The following is a 20210-nucleotide window of genomic DNA, read 5'->3' as shown; positions in this document are numbered from 1 at the left end:
ATGAAAATAACTTTAAGAACGGATGTATTAACAAATAACAATAAGGCTGCAGAGTTCAATCGAGAGCTATTCCAAAATACGAAAACCTTAGTAATAAATCTGATGAGTTCTCCCGGTGCAGGTAAGACAACTCTATTGGAGGAAACAGTAAGAGAACTTTCAGGGAAATATCGGATTGCCGTCATTGAAGGTGATTTAGCGACAGAAAGGGATGCTGATCGAATTCGTGCAATGGGTGCAAAGGCAGTACAAATCAATACCCATGGCGGCTGCCATCTTGATGCCCGTATGGTTGCTGCCACATTAACCGAATTTGATCTAGACGAAATTGATTTACTTTTCATTGAAAATGTCGGCAATTTAGTTTGTCCTTCGGGATATGACCTAGGCCAGCACCATAAAGTAGCTGTTCTAAGTGTTCCTGAAGGAAATGATAAAATTCCAAAATACCCACAAATGTTTATGAGAACAGAGCTTGTGCTTTTAAATAAAATAGATTTATTGCCATATCTAGATTTTAGTGTTGAAGAAGCCAGAAAAGACCTAACAGAAATTAATCCTGAGTCTATCTTATTTTCCCTTTCTGCTCGCACACAGGAAGGTATGCATGAATGGTTTTCCTGGATTGAAGGAGCTTATCTCCAATGTGTTCAGCAGTAAGGATTGCCGTCAGGGGGCGGGTGCAAGGCGTTGGCTTCCGTCCGTTCGTCTTTCAGCTTGCCTGTAAATATCAGCTTAATGGTACCGTTCAAAACAATATGGACGGTGTCAAGATTCACCTAGAGGGAGCGGACGAATCCATTCAGTCCTTTTTATCAGACTTGAAAAATAAGGCACCTAGGCTTTCCAAAATCAATGAGATATTGGTTGAAAAGGCTGAGTTTCTGAATATAACCGAGTTTACGATTATTGAGAGTGAGCGAAGCGGCACGTCAATGCTCGTGATTCCGATTGATTCTGCAGTTTGTGATGATTGTTTAACTGAAATGAACGATCCGGATGATTTTCGCTATCAGTATCCGTTTATTAACTGTACACAATGTGGACCCCGCTACACAATCATTGAAGAATTGCCCTATGACCGGCCATATACTTCGATGAAGGGTTTTCCAATGTGCGAGGAATGCCGCAAGGAATACGAGGACCCAACCAATAGAAGACATCATGCACAGCCAATTGCTTGCCCAAAATGCGGTCCGAAAGTTAGGCTGCTTCTTAAGGACGGACAAGAAGTAGATTCTGAGAATCCGATTAAGGATTCCATTAAGCATTTAAAAGAGGGAAAGATTTTGGCCATCAAAGGCATTGGCGGCTACCACCTTTGCTGTGATGCCCAAAATGAAATAGCTGTAACTACGTTAAGAAATAGAAAAAAAAGGCCATTGCGGCCGCTAGCTGTTATGGCTTCTTCACTTTCATCAGTGGAAGATCTTGGGGAAATAGGTAGAGATGAACGTGAACTATTGGATAGTCCAGAGTCATCCATTGTAATTCTCAAAAAAAATAAACAATATAAACTAGCAAAAAGTGTAGCACCTGGAATGGACACAATCGGTGTGATGCTACCTTATACACCACTGCATCATTTATTATTTACTGACCCAGAGTTAGCCTTTCTTGTGATGACAAGTGCGAATCCATCAGGGATGCCGATTTTATATAAGGATGAGGAAGCCCTTCAATACCTAGCTGGCATTACCGATTATTATCTCGTTCATAACCGGGAAATTCTTCATCCAGTAGATGATTCAGTTGTCCAAATTAATGATGGGAAGCTTGATTTCTTCCGTAGATCAAGGGGGTATGTCCCTGATCCATTTACAACCAATAAAGATGTTACTGGAATTGTAGCTTTCGGTGGCCAGCAAAAAACAACCTTTACGATTGGCCGAAATGAACAAATTTTTGTAGGTCCACATATTGGTGATTTAGAAAATATTGAAACGATTAACCATTATCAGGATGAATTAGACCATCTTTTGAAATGGATTGATACACCGAAGAGTCTAGCTGTCATCGATGCTCACCCAGGCTACCACATACAGAAACTAGTGAAGGAATATGATTTTACTGAAGTAATGGAAGTTCAGCATCATCATGCCCATATGGCAGCCTGTATCGACGAACATCAAATTTGCGGCAAAGCTTACGGCATTATCCTTGACGGAACAGGATATGGTCTTGACGGCAATATTTGGGGTTTTGAAATCTACTACGGAGATGCATCTGAGTTCGAACGTATGGCCCATTTACATTATACTCCACTTCCCGGAAGTGAAAAATGCATTCGTGAACCATGGAGGAATGCGGCAGCGATGTTGATTGCCCTTCATGGTGAACAAGGTTTAGATCTAGCCAAAGCTATTTTTGCGGATAAGGTTTTAGAACTTGAAATATTAAAGAGGATGATGGAAAGAAATTTGAACATTGTTTATGCCGGTACATGTGGTAGGCTGTTTGATGCAGTTAGTGCCATTTGCGGGGTGACTAAGGTATCAAGCTACGATGGAGAAGCGGCGATTCAATTAGCTGAACTAGTAGATGAAGCAATTATATTCGAACCATATCCCTTTGGATTACTCGAAAAAGAAGTATTAACGATTGATTTTAGGTCGATGTTGAAGGAAATAGCTTTGGACGTTTTAGCTGGGAAAGATGTTTCTGTATTAAGTGGCAGATTCCACGAAACAGTCGTGCAGGCGATTATTTCGACAATGAAAAGTTTGTCTGAAAAATATCCAAATGCTAAAAAGGACGTTGTGTTATCGGGTGGAAGTATCCATAACCGATATTTGCGGAAAAGAATAACGGCGGAATTAAGAGATCGGGGTTTTAGGGTCTTTGCACCTGAAAATACCCCGTGTAATGACGGTGGATTATCATACGGGCAATTGGTTGTTGCCGCGGCAAAAAGGAGTGCTAACCAATGTGTGTTGGAGTACCAGCAAAGGTAGTTAAAAAAAATGAATATAGCGCGATTGTGGATGTAATGGGTTCACAAACAACAGTCGGGATTATTTTTGTTCCTGATGTAAATATTGGCGATTATGTAATTGTCCATGCTGGACAGGCAATGAGTATCGTCGATGAAACATATGCAAAACAAAGTGTCGAAGAATGGAGGAAGCTCGTCGATGCTCGAAATTCTGAAGCAATCAAGTAATCCGGAAATATGTAAGCCGCTTGTGGAAGCAGTAATTGAAAAAGCAAAAGAATTTCAACAGAAATTTGGACGAAGGCCTGCATTTATGGAAGTTTGCGGCTCACATACTATGTCTTTAGCTCGTACAGGAGTTAAACAATGCTTGAAAGATGAGGTAAACTTAATTTCTGGCCCCGGCTGCCCAGTTTGTGTAACCGACCAAAGATCCATTGACGCCATGATTGCCCTGGCAGAAGGTGAAAATCGAATTATCTGTACGTTTGGCGATATGATGCGCGTGCCAGGATCTAACAAAACACTGCTTGATTCGAAGATTGCGGGTAAGGATATTCGGGTATTATACTCGCCTGTTGAGGCTATTAAGATTGCTGAAGAAAATCCTGATAAAGAAGTCATCTTTCTTGGAGTTGGCTTTGAAACCACCATCCCCATCTTAACGCTAATGGTCGGTGAAGCAGAAAAACGCAGTATTGGGAATTTTTCAATCTGGATGACAACAAAGCTGGTTGAACCCGTTCTCCGCTATTTACTGGATGCGGGAGAAGTCAATTTGGACGGATTTTTACTCCCAGGACATGTATCCATTGTCTTAGGAGAAAATTCTTATAAGTACTTAGTTGATGAATATCATATATCCGGGGTGATAACCGGATTTGAAACAGCAGAACTACTTTTTGGTATTTACAAATCCATCGAGTTAGCGTTAACAGGGCAGGCAGCAATTATTAATAATCATCCATCGATTGTAACGAAAACCGGGAATCAGGTAATCCATCAGTGGATGGATAAATATTTAACCGAATGCGATGAGGCATGGCGCGGCATTGGAGTAATTCCCAATAGCGGACTGGATTTAAAACCGGAATATTCCCAGTTTAATGCAAAAAAAAGATTTACGGTTGAAGTTGGGGAGCCAAGGAAAACAAAATGTCGCTGCGGTGAAGTCATCCGTGGATTAATATCGCCTAATGAATGTTCATTGTTCGGTAAAGCCTGTCACCCAATGAATCCAGTTGGTCCGTGTATGGTGTCGGCCGAAGGAAGCTGTGCTGCTTATTATCAATACATGAGGGAGAGCTTTTGATGGAAAAATTTATTAGCTTAGCGCACGGTGATGGCGGGGAATTAAGTCATCGATTAATCCGGGATGTATTTATCAATGCATTTGGTGATGGTAACGAAGCTATGTTTGATGCTGCTTCCGTCATCATTTCAAACAGTAAAATTGCTGTGACAACCGATTCGTTTGTGATTAAACCAATTTTCTTTCCGGGTGGTTCTATTGGAAAATTAGCCGTAGCCGGTACCGTTAATGATCTTGCAGTCAGCGGGGCAAAACCTGTTTATTTAACCTGTGGCTTTATCATTGAAGAGGGCTTTCCTGTTGCCGATTTAAGGCAAATAGTCTTAGATATGGCGAATGAAGCACGTAAAACAGGTGTGGTAATTGTAGCTGGTGACACAAAGGTAGTTGAACGAGGCAGTGCCGATGGAGTGTATATTAATACAACTGGAATCGGAGTTTATCAACCTAACATGGGTTGTAGCCTTGAATTTGAAGAAGGCGATGCTATCATTGTTTCAGGAACTATCGGTGACCATGGTATAGCTGTCCTTACTGCAAGAGGAGAACTGGGTATTACTGTCCCAATTAATAGTGATTGTGCCTCACTAAATACAATGCTGGATGAGGTCTTACAGCATTCGAAGGGCGTAAGGATTATGCGTGACCCAACAAGAGGCGGCCTTGCTACAACTCTAGTTGAAATTGCCGAAGATTTTAATATTACGATGAAAATCAATGAAATCGATGTACCAGTAAAAGGCGAGGTACACGGTGTCTGTGATCTGTTGGGCTTTGACCCGCTATATCTTGCAAATGAGGGAAAGGCAATTATTGTCGTTGCTGAAAATGAAAGAAATAAAGTAATCGATATATTGCGAGAATTCCCTGAGGGAGAAAACGCTGTCGTTATTGGTACCATCATTGGAAAAGAAAAAGGACAATTGTTATTAGAAACACCGCTTGGATCCAAAAGAATACTAAATAGATTATCAGGAACAATGTTTCCGAGAATCTGTTAAAAAAATAGCCCCCATTTTTACTATAAAAATGGGGGCTATTTTTTTTGTTTACTTATTTTCTTTCATCCAGTTTTGAAATTATATAAAGAACGAACAGTTTGTTATAAAGTTCCTAATAATAAGAAAACAAGAGATAAAACGAGAAAAACAACTATAATTGTTCTTAATTACGAAAATATGCCTGTTTTTAAGATTTTTAATGGTCGTTATTATAGCATATACTTAATCTATTAGTTCTTTAATAAGAACGAACATATCGGAAATTAGTAAGTTAATGATGTCATTTTTCTATTGAAAATACATAGTTTAATAAAAATTCTAAAATATCAGTGCTTGAAAAATAGAAGAAAAGGAGTTGTCTCTTATGTATAAAAAGATCTGTCCGAAATGCCATCAACCATCCTTCAGCAGCAGCGATTCCGATAGATGGGTCTGCCCAATCTGCAGCAATGACCTCACCAGTATTACTTCCCATGACGCTGAAACCCGCAAACAAAGTAAACCGAAATTATTTATTATCAAACATAGTTATCTCCAGCAAAATCCAAAATTGAATGCTCGGATTAGACCTTTTATTTTCGAATCATTCGACTAAAAGCAAGCAAATAACAGTGGGCTGTTTGTGATGTAAATAATTCACAAATATTTTTCTAAACCAGGCATAATTAGACACAATTCGAGATGAATAGGGTGTATAATAAAGTCAAACGGGTAAAAAAGAGGATTGATATTTTGCTATTGAAAAGCCTAGAGTTCAAAAATGTTGTTGGACAGAAGGTTAAAGTCATGGATATTCCTGTATTGGAGGAAGATAGTACTTATAAATTTATGATCCAAGTCCGTTTGCAGACGTTAGTTGCATCACTTTATCAAGAGAAAAAGCCAAAAAGATGCTACTCCTTTAAAGATTATTTGAAAAAGGTCATGAAATGGCCGGACTATGAACAACTGTTTAAGGTCGGAGAACTAAAGAATAACGCATAATGCTATTAGAGCATCGGAAATCGATGCTCTATTATTTTTATCCAAAAAATGTTAAATGTTAAATTTATTATAGAAAAGGATGGATTGTGTTTCATTCAAAAGCCGAAACCTGTATAATACAAGGCAGTAATGGTAGGGATGTGAATGTATGAGCAAAATAAAAATTGTAACCGATTCAACATTAGATATAACAAATGATATGGCGGAAAAGCTTGGTATTATTATTGTGCCATTGGCAGTAACTATAAATGGAGAAACCTACTTAGATCGGGTGGATATCAATCCTGTTGAATTTATTGAAGGTATGAGTGGTTCCAAAGAATTACCTAAAAGCTCGCAGCCTTCTATAGGTGCTTTTCTTGAGGTTTATGACCGACTTGGAGAAGAAGGCTATGAGGTATTATCCATCCATATGACCGGCAAAATGAGCGGGACGGTGCGCTCCGCTGAAAGCGCAGCACAGATGACAGAAACGAAGGTAACTGTGGTGGATTCAAAGTTTATTTCAAAAGCTCTTTCTTTTCAGGTTAGGGAAGCTGCTGAGATGGCAAAACTAGGGAAGAGCATGGAGGAAATCCTTAACCGACTAGAGGCTGTTCGTAATCATACCAAGCTGTACATTATGGTTGACACATTAGATAACTTGGTTAAGGGTGGACGAATCGGAAAAGGGAAGGCCTTTATCGGATCCCTGTTAAATATTAAACCGATTGCATCACTTGAAGGTGCAGAGTATACACCTGTTACGAAGGTACGCAGCCATTCTCAAGTCGTTAAATTTATGGCCAAGCAATTTGCCGAGGATATAAAAGAGAAAACCATTCGCGGTGTTGGTATTGCTCACGCCGAAGCATATGAGCTATCTACAAAAATAAAAGAAAGCATATACGAGTTAACTGGGTTTCAGGATATCGAAATTGATTATACTGGCCCCATTGTCAGCACTCATACCGGACCGGGTGCACTTGCCTTAATGTATTACTACGACTAAAAATAGAGGATGGTGCCTGACGCAGCACCATCCTCTATTTTTTGCCGTCAAAGATTAAGACAGTTTTCTTTCATCTTTTTCAGAACTTTGTTAAACTATTCACGATATGGAAAAGAAAAGGTTGCAGGTGATACGATGAAGGCTCGGTTAATGGTAGTTTTTTTAGTTATTAGTACTCTGTTAATGTCGGCATGTGGAAAAAAAGAAATAGAAAATGCCGTGAATTGGCAGGTAAAGGATTTTACGGCAACAACTCAAGATAACAAGTCATTAGGTTTAAAAGATTTAAAGGGCAAGGTGTGGATTTCAACTTTTATTTTTACAAGCTGTGCGGATGTCTGCCCTCCGATGACCTCCAATATGTTAAAAATACAGAAAAAGGTTAAAGAGGAAGGCTTGAAGAATGTTGAATTCGTCTCTTTTAGTGTCGATCCAACGGTAGATACACCAGAAATCCTAACCCGTTATGGCAATCAATTTGGAGTAGATTTTAAAAACTGGACCTTTCTAACAGGGTACTCTCAAGCGTTTATTGAAGAATTCGCAGCGAAAAATTTTAAGACACTTGTCAAAAAACCTGATGATGGCAATCAGGTCATTCATCAAACCTATCTTTACTTAGTTGATAAGGATGGAAATATTAAAAAATCGTATGATGGCTTTAAAAATGTTCCCTATGATGAAATTATTCACGACATCAAAGCATTACAATAGACCATTTAATTGGTCTATTTTTTTTGGTAGGAATAGGATAGTACATACTTGTTTTGAATGAATACTGTCGTGTTATAATAAAAATAGTTTAGAAGGCAGGTGAATAAAGATGAAAAAGTTTTTCACTCTTCTAATTCTCTCGGCATTATTCTTATCTTCATGCAGTCAATCAGATCAATGGGCCTTACACCAGATAAAGAAATCAGCAGCTCCCGTTTTTGAACCAATTCCTGCAGATTTTCTTCCGGAAAATTTGACGGTCCTATCTGCTGGTGACTCCTTAACACAAGGTGTAGGTGATAGTACAGACCAAGGCGGATACCTGCCATATTTAAAAACGATGCTTGAAAAAGAAAAAGGCATCCAACATGTTGATTTCTTGAATTATGGTGTAAAGGGAAATCGGACCACTCAGCTATTAAAAAGGCTACAATCGATAGAAATGAAGGATTTGGTTAAACAATCGGATTTGGTTATTATTACTATTGGCGGTAACGATATCATGAAAGTGGTAAGGGATAATATTTCTAACCTGCAAATTTCCGATTTTGTGAAGGAGAAAGAAGCCTATCGCAAACATTTAACACAAATAATCGAGGCAATTGTCCAGGAAAACCCTAACGTGTCCATTGTATTAGTGGGGTTGTATAATCCGTTTTCGAAATGGTTTTCTGATATAAAAGAAATGGATGAGATTGTTGCGGATTGGAATAAAGCTGGTCAAAGCGTCATCGTCAATTATCCTAACGCCTATTTTGTCCCAATTGAAGATGTGTTTTTACATGCTGATGAAAATCTTTTGTATACTGATAATTTTCATCCAAATGACAAAGGCTATCAACTAATTGCTGAGAGATTAAATGAGACCTTGGAAGAAAGGGTAATACCTGATATAGAAAAGAAGGCATACCTGGTCACTACAGAGGAGAATTAGATTTTTATGAAAAATAAATGGAAAATAGGATTCCTTCTCTTAATAGGAATCAACCTTTTGTCCGCAATTATTATCTTAACCTTGATTATGACTCCAACTTCAGATAGGAAAGGCAATAATCAAAAGAGCCTTACAGGTGATTATGTTTCCTTTCATGTAAAATCAAATAAATATGATTTAAATCGGCTTATTAACCATTATTTACGAGAGCAAGCTGCCGATTCTCCTATCGGTTATCGTGTTATCTTGGGCGAAGAAGTGGAGTTATATGGAACCATTCCGTTTTTCAGTGAAGAGTTAAATATGAAATTAACATTTGAACCTGATGCCCTTAAAAATGGTGATTTGGTATTGAATCAAAAATCGATTGCAATCGGCAGTTTGCACTTGCCTATTTCATACGTACTAAGTTTTATTAGTGAAAATTACAAGCTCCCAAAGGGAGTTGACATTAGACCAAATGAAAAACAGGTATATATCAACATGCAGCAATTAAAAATGAAAAGTGAAATGAAAATCAAAGCGGACAAATTTGATTTAAAAAAAGATGACATTGCATTTACCATACTCGTCCCTGTAAAATAGGTGCCTCTTATATTGAGGCACCTTTTATTCGTCAATTTTTGAGGTGAGTCTGTGCTTAATCCTTCAATCTGATCATTTGAAACTCCGGTTTATCTTTTGATAGGCCAACAAATACAATCGAGTAGCTCTCATTAGCATTAAATTGAAGCTGATGCAAAGGAAGGATAACGGTCTTACTTCCAGCTTTCCTCACCTCGAGGTCTACAGTCATTGGGGTTAAACCTAAATATTCTGTGGCCTGTTTATAGGAAACGTTATGGAAAATAACATCTCGACCCTGTACGGCTAAATCAAGTGGCTGAGTGTCCGGTGAAAGATGGATAAAGCGGACCTTCGCCTCATTAACTGGAACACCCGGGTGATTTTCAAACATGAGCAGGCGCATCTTTTTAACATGGTCAATGGTAGCCAATGTATACGATTTGCCTGGTTCCACGGTTATTTTTTTATTTAATACACTATCAACCATATTTCCAGACGGGTATATATCGAAATGATATTTCCCAGCCTTTAATGGAAGATCTGAACTGACATTTTTGAAAGGCAGGTCTCTAATCATTCTCTTTCCATTAATATATATGTCTACATTAGGGGAATCATGAGAGGAATGGAGGACGCGAACCTTTGCTTCCCTTTGTGCTGTTTGAGAATTCGTTCGCATCATGTACATTGCTTTATTCATGTTTTTAAGGTGTTTTAAATAAAAATGCATGTGGAAGCTTGGGTTTGTGTATTTATAAAATTGTGCCAACAAATCATACATTGCTGCTTTGTGAAGGTAATCAGCGTGGTTTCTTGTTTCTGACATACAAGCATCTCCTATCAAATCTTATACAACATAATTTATTCATGTTTCATTAGGTAGGTGTCTATCTCCCTGGTAGTAAATAGAAATTTAGCCAATTTATATTTACAAATGAAAAAATATTACATATACTTATTACCAATAAGATTGAAAGTGGGTGACGTGCAATGTTAATTGAAAATGTGAGAAATATATATTATTTGAATATTGTTTGCACAGCCCAAAAATCCCCTTTTTAGGAGTATTTATCTTCTTTATTCCCTTATGCGAATAAAACCATGGGCTGTGTGTGCCTATGGTTTTTTATTTTAAAAAAATTTGCTGGAGGAATAAGAATGAATTTATTAAGCATGGGATTAACGGAAATCATTAAAAAAGATTTTGATCAATTGAACTTGGGTGAGGATTTAATAATAGGCCGAGTGGCACTTGAGCATAAGCGGATATATCGTGTGTGGACGGAATTTGGAGAATTATTATGTGAAGTATCAGGTAAGTTCAGCTTTCATTCTAAGGCTCGTGAGGATTTCCCCGCCGTTGGCGATTGGATCGGCTTAAAGCCGAGGGCTGAAGAAGGAAAGGGAACGATTATAACCGTTTTACCGCGTAAAAGTAAGTTTTCAAGAAAATCAGCTGGAGCAACAGCCGAAGAGCAAATTGTTGCGGCAAACGTGGATACTGTTTTTCTTGTTAACTCCTTAAATGAAGACTTAAATTTACGGAGATTAGAGCGCTATTTATTACTGACATGGGAAAGCGGTGCAAACCCTGTTATTGTGTTAAGTAAAGCCGATCTTTGTCATAACATTACGGAGAAAATTACTAAAGTGGAAGCAATTGCATTAGGTGGAGTTCCCATCATTCCGATTAGCTCTGAAACTCTTGCAGGATTTGAAAAGCTTGAACTATTTTTAAAGCCGGGAAAAACAATTGCTTTGCTCGGATCCTCTGGAGTCGGAAAGTCAACCTTAACGAACCGATTATTAGGCGCAGAGAAGCAATTGGTACAGGAAATTCGCGAGGCAGATGATAAGGGAAGACATACAACCACCCATCGAGAGTTAATTCTCTTACCGAATGGCTGCGTTTTGATTGATACACCTGGGATGCGGGAATTACAGCTTTGGGAAAGTTCAGACGGTTTATCAGAAACCTTTTCTGAGATAGAAGAGTTAGCGGGAAATTGTCGATTCCGCGATTGTCTGCATATGGATGAGCCAGGTTGCGCAGTGGTGAACGCCATTAATGAGGGACAGCTTGCAGCTGGAAGGTTGACAAGTTACACAAAGTTGCAAAAGGAGCTCGCATTTATTGAAAGAAAAGCAGATAAACGTGCCCAAGCTGAAGTAAGAAAACAATGGAAGACTATTAACAAACAAATAAAACAGCGGAAGAGCCGTTAATGTATTTTAAGCCGAACCAGGGAAAATGGTTGCGGCTCTATTTTTTATCATGTCAAGAAGTTTTATTTCTGTAGAAACATTCTGTATACTTTTAAATAAGGTCAAGAATTGCAAAAAAGGGGTGGGCTCGTGGAAAAGGCAACTCAATTAGCAACGTTTGCCGGCGGCTGTTTTTGGTGTATGGTGAAGCCATTTGATGAACAGCCAGGCATTATAAGTGTAATTTCAGGTTATACAGGCGGAACGGTTGAAAACCCGACATACCAGCAGGTTTGTTCAGATACTACCGGCCATTATGAAGCTGTCCAAATTAACTATGATCCATCTATTTTTCCTTATGAAAAGCTGTTGGAATTATTTTGGCAGCAGATTGACCCAACCGATCCGGGTGGACAATTTTACGATCGCGGCCATTCCTATCAAACAGCGGTTTTTTACCATGATGAGCAGCAAAAAAGGCTTGCTGAAGAATCAAAACAACGGCTCCAGGATAGCGGCCGATTTATTAAACCAATTGTTACACCGATTCTTCCTGCACAGACCTTTTATCCGGCAGAAGAATATCATCAGGGCTACTATAAGAAAAATAGGGTCCATTATGAGTCCTATCATGTAGGCTCTGGACGGGCCGGATTTATTCAAAAGCATTGGGGTGAAGAAAATGAAAAATAAAGATATAGAACAGTTGAAAAAGGAATTAACACCAATCCAATATGAGGTAACACAAAATAATGCAACAGAGCCGCCTTTTAAAAATGAATATTGGAATGAAACTAGAGACGGTATTTTTGTGGACATTGTTTCTGGAAAGCCGCTCTTTAGTTCGCTTGATAAATTTGATGCTGGCTGTGGCTGGCCGAGCTTTACAAAACCCATTCAAGAAGAAGAAGTGCTTGAAAAAGCGGATTTTAGTCATTTTATGACTCGGACAGAAGTAAGGAGTAAGTTGGCTGATTCTCATTTAGGCCATGTATTTAATGATGGTCCTGACCCAACAGGTTTGCGCTATTGTATCAATTCCGCCGCCTTAAGGTTTATATCGAAAGAAAGACTTGAAGTGGAAGGTTACGGGGAGTATTCTTATCTATTCAAAAAATAACAAAAAGCCGCATCCATTGTGCGGCTTAGATTGTCGAGAAAGGGTATATTTCTCGGCAATTTTTTAATAATGGATTGGCCCTGCTAACTGGCCTGTTGATTTCCGCTCCGGGCACTCGCTTTCCGCGGGGAGGTCCGGGAGCCTCCTCGGCGCTATAGGCGCCTGCGGGGTCTCCCGTGACCTCTCTATCCCGCAGGAGTCGAGTGCCCTCCGCTCCAATCAACAGGGTGGCAAATCAACCTAAAGAATTGCCACACACTTTTTCTAACCTGGCTAAGTGTGTCGCAATCTTTTTTATTTTTTGGCAGGCTGCTGTAAGGAGAGCCTGTTCACTTGCATTCTTTATTCCCCGTAACCGGCAGTAGCGAAACCCATGCAACCCTTTTGAGTCTGCGAAGCTTCGCTCCATTTTTTCCTTTCTAAATTTATAAAGCAATTTTCCCGATTTAGATAAGCGATTTAACCTTACCTATACCGTAAAGATAACCAATAAAGATCATTTTAAACAAAATTAGGGGATCAGATGGGCGGCCGTTATCATCACTATAATAAGGGCGAACTATTTCAGGAAGAAACGAAAAATCAATCTATTTATCAATCAAACGCAGGAGGTGATCATCAGGAACTAATTCATCAATAGACACAAATTCATATTCACTTTGGGAAGATTCTCTTGGTTTAAACATAGATTTCACCACTTATTTTTTTTGTTGTATGTGGACATTATTGAATTTGCACCTGTTGATTGGAGCGGAAGGCGCGAAGACTCCTGCGGGAGTACGGGGCAGGGGAGACCCCGCAGTCGCGCATGCGCCGAGGAGGCTCCCCGGCACGCCCGCGGAAAGCGAAGCGCCTGGAGCGCAAATCAACAGACATGTTGCATGAACAATATTATAACAAATTAACACGGTGAAATATTAAAGTGACATAAAAAAATAAAGGCTGTTGAGCTTGTGTTTTTTTTTTGCCATTTTGATGTACGACATATTCTTTTTACGATATTTGTGAATTCTTTTTGAACATTTTAAAAATGAATGGTTATTCATTCATTTTTGCGCAAGATTCGACAATTTCTTAAATAGTGCACATGATATATTTTATCCATTAGTGGAAAAGGAGTGAAGGAAAAAAGTTTGTTAAGCTTTGAAAGCCAACTTGGTGTCATTTAGTAAAAGATTGATGATTCTGGAGGGATATTCGATGGCAGTAAAGGAAAGAGTCTTACAAGAGAACCATAATGTTGCTGCGATGATTGATGTATTAGCGAAAAATGGAGCAATAGCATTGGAGGAATTCCGTTGCTACAATCAGGAAATGGTTGACGAAATCGTTAAGCAAGTAGCTCTAACTGCTCTTGAAAACCATAAGGAGTTGGCCAAGCTTGCGGTAGAAGAAACAAAAAGAGGCGTTTTTGAGGATAAAGTTTTCAAAAATATGTTTGCTACAGAGTGTATTTATAACAACATCAGGGATATGAAAACGGTTGGCGTGATTAGTGAAAATGAGAATGAAGGTATGGTTGAGATGGCCGAGCCAGTCGGTGTCATCGCTGGTGTCATTCCAATTACTAATCCTACTTCTACGGTTATTTTTAAAGCTTTGATTTCACTTAAAACGAGAAATCCAATTATTTTTGCCTTCCCTCGCTATGCTCAAAAATGCTGCACGATTACAGCCAAACTGGTTAGGGAAGCAGCGGTAAAGGCTGGTGCCCCTGAGAACTGCATCCAGTGGATTGAAATTCCATCTCACGAAGCCTTTCAAACCTTGATGAAACATCCAAAGATTTCACTCATCCTTGCAACAGGAGGGCCGAACTTAGTAACAGCTGCTTATAGTTCCGGGAAGCCTGCACTTGGTGTTGGTGCCGGAAATGTACCTTGTTATATTGAAAAAACGGCTAACATTAAACGGGCGGTCAACGACCTTGTATTATCGAAAACCTTCGACAACGGCATGATCTGTGCTTCAGAACAAGCACTTATTATTGATAAAGAGATTTATGAGGAAGTAAGGCAGGAATTATTAACTAACAACTGTTATTTCCTCAATGAAGAAGAGCGGAAAATGCTAGAGAAGATTGCTATAGACCCAAAAACATCTTCACTTAACCCGATGATTGTTGGCTTACCTGCATTTATGATAGCGAAAATGGCAGGGATAAATGTACCAGCCAATACAAAGATTTTAATCGCGGAAGTAGAAGGAGTAGGACCGAAATACCCGCTATCATGTGAAAAATTAAGTCCAATTTTAGCATGTTACAAGGTTAATAGTTTCGCCGAAGGCCTCCTCATTGCGGAGGAAACGTTGGAATATGGAGGTCTTGGTCACTCTGCCGCCATCCATTCGGCTGACCAGGATGTGATTGATAGTTTCGCCGCTCGAATGAAGGCTGGCCGAATCATTGTCAATACACCATCAACCCATGGGGCAATTGGGGATATTTATAACACATCTTTACCGTCCTTAACCATCGGGTGCGGGACTTATGGAGGGAACTCTGTGTCACAGAATGTTGGAGCAGCAAATTTAATTAATATCAAGAAGGTAGCGAAGCGAAGAACAATGACTCAGTGGTTTAAAGTACCGTCACAGATTTTCTTCGAGAAAAACTCTGTACAAACGCTTGCTTCCATTCCAGGGATTTCGAGGGCATTCATTGTTACCAGTGGAAGCTCCATGAAAAATGGCTTTGTCGACAAAGTGCAATATTATTTAAAAAAGAATCAAAACAACGTTCAATGTGAGATTTTCTCTGACATCGAACCTGAACCTAGTATTGAAACCGTAATGAGTGGTGCGGAACGGATGAGAAGGTTTCAGCCGGACTTCATCATTGCCTTAGGCGGTGGCTCGGTAATGGATGCAGCAAAAGCGATGTGGCTGTTTTATGAACATCCTGATACCGACTTCAAAAGTTTAACACAAAAATTCTTTGACCCAAGTAAACGAGTCGTTAAATTCCCAACTCTTCGCAGCAAGGCGAATTTCATAGCGATTCCGACTACTAGCGGTACAGGCTCAGAGGTTACAGCCTTTTCCGTTATTTCAGATAGGAAAGCAAATAGGAAATATCCGCTTGCTGATTTTCAGCTGACACCAGATGTAGCTATTATTGACCCGCAGTTTGTGATGACAGTTCCGAAATCTGTCACTGCAGATACTGGCATGGATGTTTTAACCCATGCGATTGAAGCGTACGTTTCCGTTTTGGCGAATGACTATACCGATGGTCTTGCCTTAAAAGCCATTCAGCTCGTATTTGAATATTTGCCTAGAGCCTATCGAGATGGCAACGATGAGCTTGCCCGCGAAAAAATGCACAATGCAGCGACTATTGCGGGAATGGCATTCGCTAATTCCTTCTTAGGAATTAACCACAGCCTTGCCCATGTCCTTGGTGCTGAGTACAACATTCCGCACGGACGTGCTAATGCAATCCTGCTACCGCACGTTATTCGATATAATTCAATGAAACCAAATAAATTCATGACCTTCCCTAAATATGAACACTTCATTGCTGACAAACGATACGCAGAAATTGCCAAAATGCTAGGTCTTTCTTCAAACACGACGGAGGAAGGAATTGAAAGCTTAATCAATAAGATTGTTGAGCTGGCCAAGGAACTGGATATTCCAATGAGCATCAAAGCCAATGGAATAAATGATGAAGAATTCGAAAGCAAAGTAGATGCACTTGCTGAAAATGCTTTTGAGGATCAAGATACGATTGCCAACCCGAGAATGCCGCTAGTAGGTGAGCTTGCGGCTATTTATCGCCAAGCATATAAAGGCGTTTAAGTAATGTTTCTTTTTAAAAAATCAGTCCCAGCGCTCTCTGGGGCTGATTCAAAGTATTTAACACTGTAAGTCAAAGTTTTATCTTAAAAACCTTTTTTACAATACCTTTTTCCGTGTAAATAAGTTTGTAAATTACCGAATGTTTTGTGAACAATAAAAAGGTTTTTGTCTAAATACATCGAAATTTCAATTGATTGTTGTTGTATTTTGTTACTGTTTGACAGAAAAGACACCCTCCTATACTTAATATTATGAAAATTGATGAAATATGTCGATAATGGGACATTTACAAAAATCTTTTTTAAAACAATAATTTAAGTGGTTACAACTTCTTCCAACTTAAAAATAGTGAATCCATAAAATGTTTGAAATTGGAAGGGAAAACAAGGAGGGGAAAAATGTGGATTATCAGAAAAAGCCATGGTTAAAATTTTATGATTCCAGAATCAGTGAAGAGGTTTCAAATGAGTATGACTCGTTATTCGACCTTTTGAAGCAAGCGGCAAACATTCATAATGAAAAGCCTGCGTTGACGTTTTTCGGGAAATCATGGAGCTATAAAGAAACCAGAATGATTTCTGAGTGGCTCGCTGCTTCATTATATCGGATTGGGTTTAAAAAGGGTGATCGAATGGCTATTATGCTACCGAACTGCCCTCATTATATTTTTAGCCTATTTGCCACGTTCAGATTAGGCGGAATCGCTGTCCAGGTAAATCCGATGTATGTGGAAAGGGAAATTGAATATGTTCTAAATGATTCTGAGGCTGAATACATGGTTATTTTTGAAGCCCTTTACCCTAGGGTGAAGCAAGTTCAATCGAGAACTTCATTGAAAAAGCTTATCGTAGTTGGTTTTGGCGGTAAGAAGGTTGAACTTGCCGAAGGAGACCTTTATTTTGAGGATTTTTTGACACATGACAATGTTATACCTGAAATCCCAATCGACATAAAGGAAGATGTTGCCATCTTGCAATACACAGGAGGTACAACGGGGGTTTCTAAAGGGGTTATGCTGACACATCACAATCTCTTGGCCAACATAATTCAGGTATGTGATTTTACCTACAATGCTGTAGACGAAAAACCAGAAAACTTTAAAATTGTTAGTGTTCTCCCGATGTTTCATGTATATGGCCTTTCCTGTAATGCTCTTTCAGGGATAAGAATAGGCTGCAATCAGTTAATATTACCTCGCTTTGATGTAAATGAAGTATTAGAACTTATTAAACGAGAAAAACCATTCCAACTGACGGCTGTTCCAACAATGATATTCGCTTTGAATAGTCACCCTGATTTAGAAGAGAGCAACATTGGTGATATATATTATTTGAGCAGTGGAGGTGCTCCACTTCCTGTCGAACAGGTTAAATCATTTGAGAAGAGAGTAGGTAAACGATTAGCAGACGGCTACGGCCTATCCGAGACCGCACCATCAGCTATCTCCACTCCGCCATTTCTTCCGAGAAAATTAGGAAGTGTAGGGATTCCGATACCGGGTACAGAAGCGAGGATTGTAACAGAAACGGCGGCAGGATATGTAGATGTTCCAGTCGGAGAAGCAGGTGAGCTAATCTTACGCGGCCCTCAGGTTATGAAGGGATATTGGAAACGTCCAGGGGATACCGAGATGGTGTTAAAAGACGGCTGGCTCTTTACCGGTGATATCGCCAAAATGGATGAAGATGGATACTTTTATATACTGGACCGCAAAAAAGATCTTATTATTGCAAGTGGCTACAACGTTTACCCACGCGAAATTGAAGAAGTATTATACCAGCATGAAGGGGTTGAGGAAGCTATAGTTGTTGGTATTCCAGATTCTTATCGAGGGGAAACAGTAAAAGCATTTGTGAAGTTAAAAGCAGGAATAACAATTACACCGGACAAACTAATTGCATTTGCGAAAATTAATCTTGCTCCATATAAAGTACCGAAAGATATTGAAATCCTTGATGAGCTCCCTAAATCATCCGTCGGAAAACTATTACGGAGAATGCTCCGGAAAGAGGAAGAAATAGTCCAAGCCTAAAAAGGAGATATCGTATGCCAATAACAAATGTAAAGGGGATTGAACTGTACTATGAGGTTCATGGTACGGGCGAACCGCTGTTGTTAATCATGGGATTAGCCCATAACTCTTTATCCTGGAAAAAAAGCCTACCCGCTCTTACAGAGCATTTTAAAGTTATTATTTTCGACAATCGTGGTACAGGCAGAAGCAGTAAACCCGATACACCTTACTCTATTGAAATGATGGCAGAAGAAGCAAAGGCTGTTTTAGATGCAGCTGGTGTAGATTCAGCACATGTTTATGGCATTTCAATGGGTGGGATGATAGCACAGCGATTGGCACTTATGTATCCTGACCGAATAAAATCTCTAATCCTTGGATGTACAACATCAGGTGGAATCAAACAAGCCCAGCCTGAGCCAGATGTAATTATGACCTTATTATCTGGTGCATCCATACCAACCACACCACTAGAAGCAGCTTGGGCATCTGTTCCTATACTCTACAGCCAATACTTCATTGAAAATCACCGAGATTCCATCCAAGAACACATACAGACAATGATCGAGATTCCAACACCTCCCCATGGGTTCATGCAACAACTTCAAGCATGTCTTGGACATGATACCTATGACGAACTTGAAAAAATTACTAAACCAACTCTAATTATTCATGGAGATGAGGACAGACTTATCCCTGTTGAAAATGGAAAGATGCTAGCAGAACGAATCGGATGTTCTGAACTATATCTCATCTCTGGTGCTGGACACCTCTACGTGACAGAAGCGCAAGTGGATTCCGATAAAAAAGTGATTGATTTCATTAAAAAATACCCAATAGAGATGGGAAATAATAAAAAATTTCTTTGAAGGGGATTCGAGTAATATGGCTGACAAAAAAGAATATGAAAATGAACCTATGACAGAAACTAAAAAGAAAAAAACAGAAGTTGAAAAACAGACAATAACTGAAGCAAAACAGGAAGAAAAGGTAGAACATGAAAAAGTAGATGACCGAGTTCTTTCAGCGAAACCGGAAGAAGAAAAGATGGTTGAAAAAGTGGAAGTGGAACAGCTTTCCAGCTTAGATATTCTATGGGGGCATGCTTTCGGTGAGATAGACCAATGGGCAAAGCATGCTGATTTCCGCGATGAGATTTTTCTGAAGGAAGCTAAGTACTTTGCTGAAAGCGTCCTAAGAAATCAGGGAAACCTAAAAGAAATTGCTGAGCAATTCAATAAGGAATTTGCTGAATGGGAAAGAACTGCTAGAGAGGAATTTTTAATGTCAACTACCAGCCTGCAGCATTTCTTTCCGGTTAAATCCTATGAAGAGATAAATGCGCAGATTGATCAAATCCAAAAGAAAACCATGTCAATTCTTGCTACTCCATGTCAAGCCTTAACAAAAAATCTGACAATGGAAAAATATCTGGAAATCATCGACCAATATATTGCACTTCGTAAAAAAGGCCGGAGGCAATATATTAAAACTGTTAAACAGGCTGGGAGCCTGATTTATGAAAATCAAAAAGGCTTTGTCAATCTGTTTGCCAGACAGATCAAAACATTGATGTTTCCATTAAATAAATACATGGAAAAAACCGAAGAACTTACAAAATCATAAAAT

At 39.2% G+C, this 20210-nt stretch carries 19 protein-coding genes and 1 pseudogene; 17 read left to right on the top strand and 3 right to left on the bottom strand.

What is annotated here, in order from left to right; all coding sequences use genetic code 11:
• The 5 genes from hypB to hypE are packed head-to-tail and all read left to right on the top strand — an operon-like array spanning position 1 to position 5248.
• Positions 1 to 660: a hydrogenase nickel incorporation protein HypB gene (hypB, locus tag M5A78_RS13565; protein ID WP_248735811.1), complete on the top strand. Its 660-nt coding sequence runs from the start codon at positions 1 to 3 to the stop codon at positions 658 to 660.
• A complete protein-coding gene (gene hypF / locus M5A78_RS13560) occupies positions 645 to 2954 on the top strand; it encodes a carbamoyltransferase HypF (RefSeq protein ID WP_248735810.1) in 2310 nt (769 codons plus the stop codon). The genes hypB and hypF overlap by 16 nt, the downstream gene beginning before the upstream one ends.
• On the top strand, positions 2927 to 3163 hold the full coding sequence (locus tag M5A78_RS13555) for a HypC/HybG/HupF family hydrogenase formation chaperone (protein WP_248735809.1): 237 nt from the start codon (positions 2927 to 2929) through the stop codon (positions 3161 to 3163). The genes hypF and M5A78_RS13555 overlap by 28 nt, the downstream gene beginning before the upstream one ends.
• Positions 3135 to 4247, top strand: coding sequence for a hydrogenase formation protein HypD (hypD, locus tag M5A78_RS13550; RefSeq protein WP_248735808.1), 1113 nt, complete (start codon positions 3135 to 3137; stop codon positions 4245 to 4247). Before M5A78_RS13555 ends, hypD begins: the two co-directional genes overlap by 29 nt.
• Positions 4247 to 5248, top strand: coding sequence for a hydrogenase expression/formation protein HypE (hypE, locus tag M5A78_RS13545; protein WP_248735807.1), 1002 nt, complete (start codon positions 4247 to 4249; stop codon positions 5246 to 5248). Before hypD ends, hypE begins: the two co-directional genes overlap by 1 nt.
• Positions 5249 to 5528: 280 nt before the next feature.
• On the opposite strand, the gene M5A78_RS13540 is transcribed toward hypE, so the two are convergent.
• Positions 5529 to 5723, bottom strand: coding sequence for a hypothetical protein (locus M5A78_RS13540; RefSeq protein ID WP_248735806.1), 195 nt, complete (start codon positions 5721 to 5723; stop codon positions 5529 to 5531).
• A 257-nt stretch (positions 5724 to 5980) separates the two neighbouring features.
• Here M5A78_RS13540 and M5A78_RS13535 point away from each other — a divergent pair, with 257 nt between their 5' ends.
• The 5 genes from M5A78_RS13535 (at position 5981) to M5A78_RS13515 (ending at position 9456) form a co-directional block, all read left to right on the top strand.
• A complete protein-coding gene (locus tag M5A78_RS13535; RefSeq protein ID WP_248735805.1) occupies positions 5981 to 6232 on the top strand; it encodes a DUF2535 family protein in 252 nt (83 codons plus the stop codon).
• A 148-nt stretch (positions 6233 to 6380) separates the two neighbouring features.
• A complete protein-coding gene (locus tag M5A78_RS13530) occupies positions 6381 to 7223 on the top strand; it encodes a DegV family protein (RefSeq protein WP_248735804.1) in 843 nt (280 codons plus the stop codon).
• A gap of 135 nt (positions 7224 to 7358) precedes the next feature.
• Positions 7359 to 7937: an SCO family protein gene (locus tag M5A78_RS13525; protein WP_248735803.1), complete on the top strand. Its 579-nt coding sequence runs from the start codon at positions 7359 to 7361 to the stop codon at positions 7935 to 7937.
• A gap of 109 nt (positions 7938 to 8046) precedes the next feature.
• On the top strand, positions 8047 to 8871 hold the full coding sequence (locus tag M5A78_RS13520; RefSeq protein WP_248735802.1) for an SGNH/GDSL hydrolase family protein: 825 nt from the start codon (positions 8047 to 8049) through the stop codon (positions 8869 to 8871).
• Between the two features lie 6 nt (positions 8872 to 8877).
• On the top strand, positions 8878 to 9456 hold the full coding sequence (locus M5A78_RS13515; RefSeq protein WP_248735801.1) for a YpmS family protein: 579 nt from the start codon (positions 8878 to 8880) through the stop codon (positions 9454 to 9456).
• Between the two features lie 55 nt (positions 9457 to 9511).
• Here the strand turns inward: M5A78_RS13515 and M5A78_RS13510 are convergent, their stop codons facing one another.
• On the bottom strand, positions 9512 to 10264 hold the full coding sequence (locus M5A78_RS13510) for a DUF4397 domain-containing protein (RefSeq protein WP_248735800.1): 753 nt from the start codon (positions 10262 to 10264) through the stop codon (positions 9512 to 9514).
• 332 nt (positions 10265 to 10596) lie between these two features.
• Between M5A78_RS13510 and rsgA the strand changes: the two genes are divergently transcribed.
• The 3 genes from rsgA to msrB all read left to right on the top strand — a co-directional run bounded on the left by rsgA (position 10597) and on the right by msrB (position 12763).
• On the top strand, positions 10597 to 11664 hold the full coding sequence (rsgA, locus tag M5A78_RS13505) for a ribosome small subunit-dependent GTPase A (protein WP_248735799.1): 1068 nt from the start codon (positions 10597 to 10599) through the stop codon (positions 11662 to 11664).
• Between the two features lie 180 nt (positions 11665 to 11844).
• Entirely contained in the window at positions 11845 to 12336 is a 492-nt protein-coding gene (gene msrA, locus M5A78_RS13500) for a peptide-methionine (S)-S-oxide reductase MsrA (protein ID WP_406603700.1), read from the top strand.
• Positions 12326 to 12763: a peptide-methionine (R)-S-oxide reductase MsrB gene (gene msrB, locus M5A78_RS13495; protein ID WP_248735797.1), complete on the top strand. Its 438-nt coding sequence runs from the start codon at positions 12326 to 12328 to the stop codon at positions 12761 to 12763. Before msrA ends, msrB begins: the two co-directional genes overlap by 11 nt.
• Positions 12764 to 12998: 235 nt before the next feature.
• On the opposite strand, the pseudogene M5A78_RS13490 reads toward msrB, so the two are convergent.
• Positions 12999 to 13232 (bottom strand): annotated as a pseudogene (locus tag M5A78_RS13490) (transposase); the annotation flags it as partial.
• 731 nt (positions 13233 to 13963) lie between these two features.
• On the opposite strand from M5A78_RS13490, the gene adhE reads away from it, so the two are divergent.
• From adhE to M5A78_RS13465, 4 genes are all read left to right on the top strand, one after another.
• On the top strand, positions 13964 to 16567 hold the full coding sequence (adhE, locus tag M5A78_RS13480; protein ID WP_248735796.1) for a bifunctional acetaldehyde-CoA/alcohol dehydrogenase: 2604 nt from the start codon (positions 13964 to 13966) through the stop codon (positions 16565 to 16567).
• A gap of 400 nt (positions 16568 to 16967) precedes the next feature.
• Positions 16968 to 18599, top strand: coding sequence for a long-chain-fatty-acid--CoA ligase (locus tag M5A78_RS13475; RefSeq protein ID WP_248735795.1), 1632 nt, complete (start codon positions 16968 to 16970; stop codon positions 18597 to 18599).
• Between the two features lie 14 nt (positions 18600 to 18613).
• Positions 18614 to 19450 (top strand): alpha/beta fold hydrolase, encoded by an 837-nt coding sequence (locus M5A78_RS13470; protein WP_248735794.1) that lies wholly within the window; start codon positions 18614 to 18616, stop codon positions 19448 to 19450.
• Between the two features lie 16 nt (positions 19451 to 19466).
• Positions 19467 to 20207, top strand: a complete 741-nt coding sequence (locus tag M5A78_RS13465; protein WP_248735793.1) for a hypothetical protein — start codon at positions 19467 to 19469, stop codon at positions 20205 to 20207.
• Positions 20208 to 20210 lie beyond the last annotated feature (3 nt).

It is taken from the genome of Neobacillus rhizosphaerae, assembly GCF_937468385.1.
GTDB lineage: Bacteria > Bacillota > Bacilli > Bacillales > Cytobacillaceae > Neobacillus > Neobacillus rhizosphaerae.
Note: the sequence above shows the minus strand (reverse complement) of the source record. Positions and strands in the feature narration are given on the sequence as shown.

Excerpts from the sequence above, each read along its gene's own strand:
- M5A78_RS13520 (WP_248735802.1), top strand. The coding sequence starts at position 8,047 with ATGAAAAAGTTTTTCACTCTTCTAATTCTCTCGGCATTATTCTTATCT.
- hypD (WP_248735808.1), top strand. The coding sequence starts at position 3,135 with ATGCTCGAAATTCTGAAGCAATCAAGTAATCCGGAAATATGTAAGCCG.
- M5A78_RS13530 (WP_248735804.1), top strand. The coding sequence starts at position 6,381 with ATGAGCAAAATAAAAATTGTAACCGATTCAACATTAGATATAACAAAT.
- adhE (WP_248735796.1), top strand. The coding sequence starts at position 13,964 with ATGGCAGTAAAGGAAAGAGTCTTACAAGAGAACCATAATGTTGCTGCG.
- msrB (WP_248735797.1), top strand. The coding sequence starts at position 12,326 with ATGAAAAATAAAGATATAGAACAGTTGAAAAAGGAATTAACACCAATC.
- rsgA (WP_248735799.1), top strand. The coding sequence starts at position 10,597 with ATGAATTTATTAAGCATGGGATTAACGGAAATCATTAAAAAAGATTTT.
- M5A78_RS13470 (WP_248735794.1), top strand. The coding sequence starts at position 18,614 with ATGCCAATAACAAATGTAAAGGGGATTGAACTGTACTATGAGGTTCAT.
- hypB (WP_248735811.1), top strand. The coding sequence starts at position 1 with ATGAAAATAACTTTAAGAACGGATGTATTAACAAATAACAATAAGGCT.
- hypE (WP_248735807.1), top strand. The coding sequence starts at position 4,247 with ATGGAAAAATTTATTAGCTTAGCGCACGGTGATGGCGGGGAATTAAGT.
- M5A78_RS13510 (WP_248735800.1), bottom strand. The coding sequence starts at position 10,264 with ATGTCAGAAACAAGAAACCACGCTGATTACCTTCACAAAGCAGCAATG.
- M5A78_RS13515 (WP_248735801.1), top strand. The coding sequence starts at position 8,878 with ATGAAAAATAAATGGAAAATAGGATTCCTTCTCTTAATAGGAATCAAC.
- M5A78_RS13540 (WP_248735806.1), bottom strand. The coding sequence starts at position 5,723 with ATGGGAAGTAATACTGGTGAGGTCATTGCTGCAGATTGGGCAGACCCA.
- M5A78_RS13525 (WP_248735803.1), top strand. The coding sequence starts at position 7,359 with ATGAAGGCTCGGTTAATGGTAGTTTTTTTAGTTATTAGTACTCTGTTA.
- M5A78_RS13555 (WP_248735809.1), top strand. The coding sequence starts at position 2,927 with ATGTGTGTTGGAGTACCAGCAAAGGTAGTTAAAAAAAATGAATATAGC.
- hypF (WP_248735810.1), top strand. The coding sequence starts at position 645 with ATGTGTTCAGCAGTAAGGATTGCCGTCAGGGGGCGGGTGCAAGGCGTT.
- M5A78_RS13465 (WP_248735793.1), top strand. The coding sequence starts at position 19,467 with ATGGCTGACAAAAAAGAATATGAAAATGAACCTATGACAGAAACTAAA.
- msrA (WP_406603700.1), top strand. The coding sequence starts at position 11,845 with ATGGTGAAGCCATTTGATGAACAGCCAGGCATTATAAGTGTAATTTCA.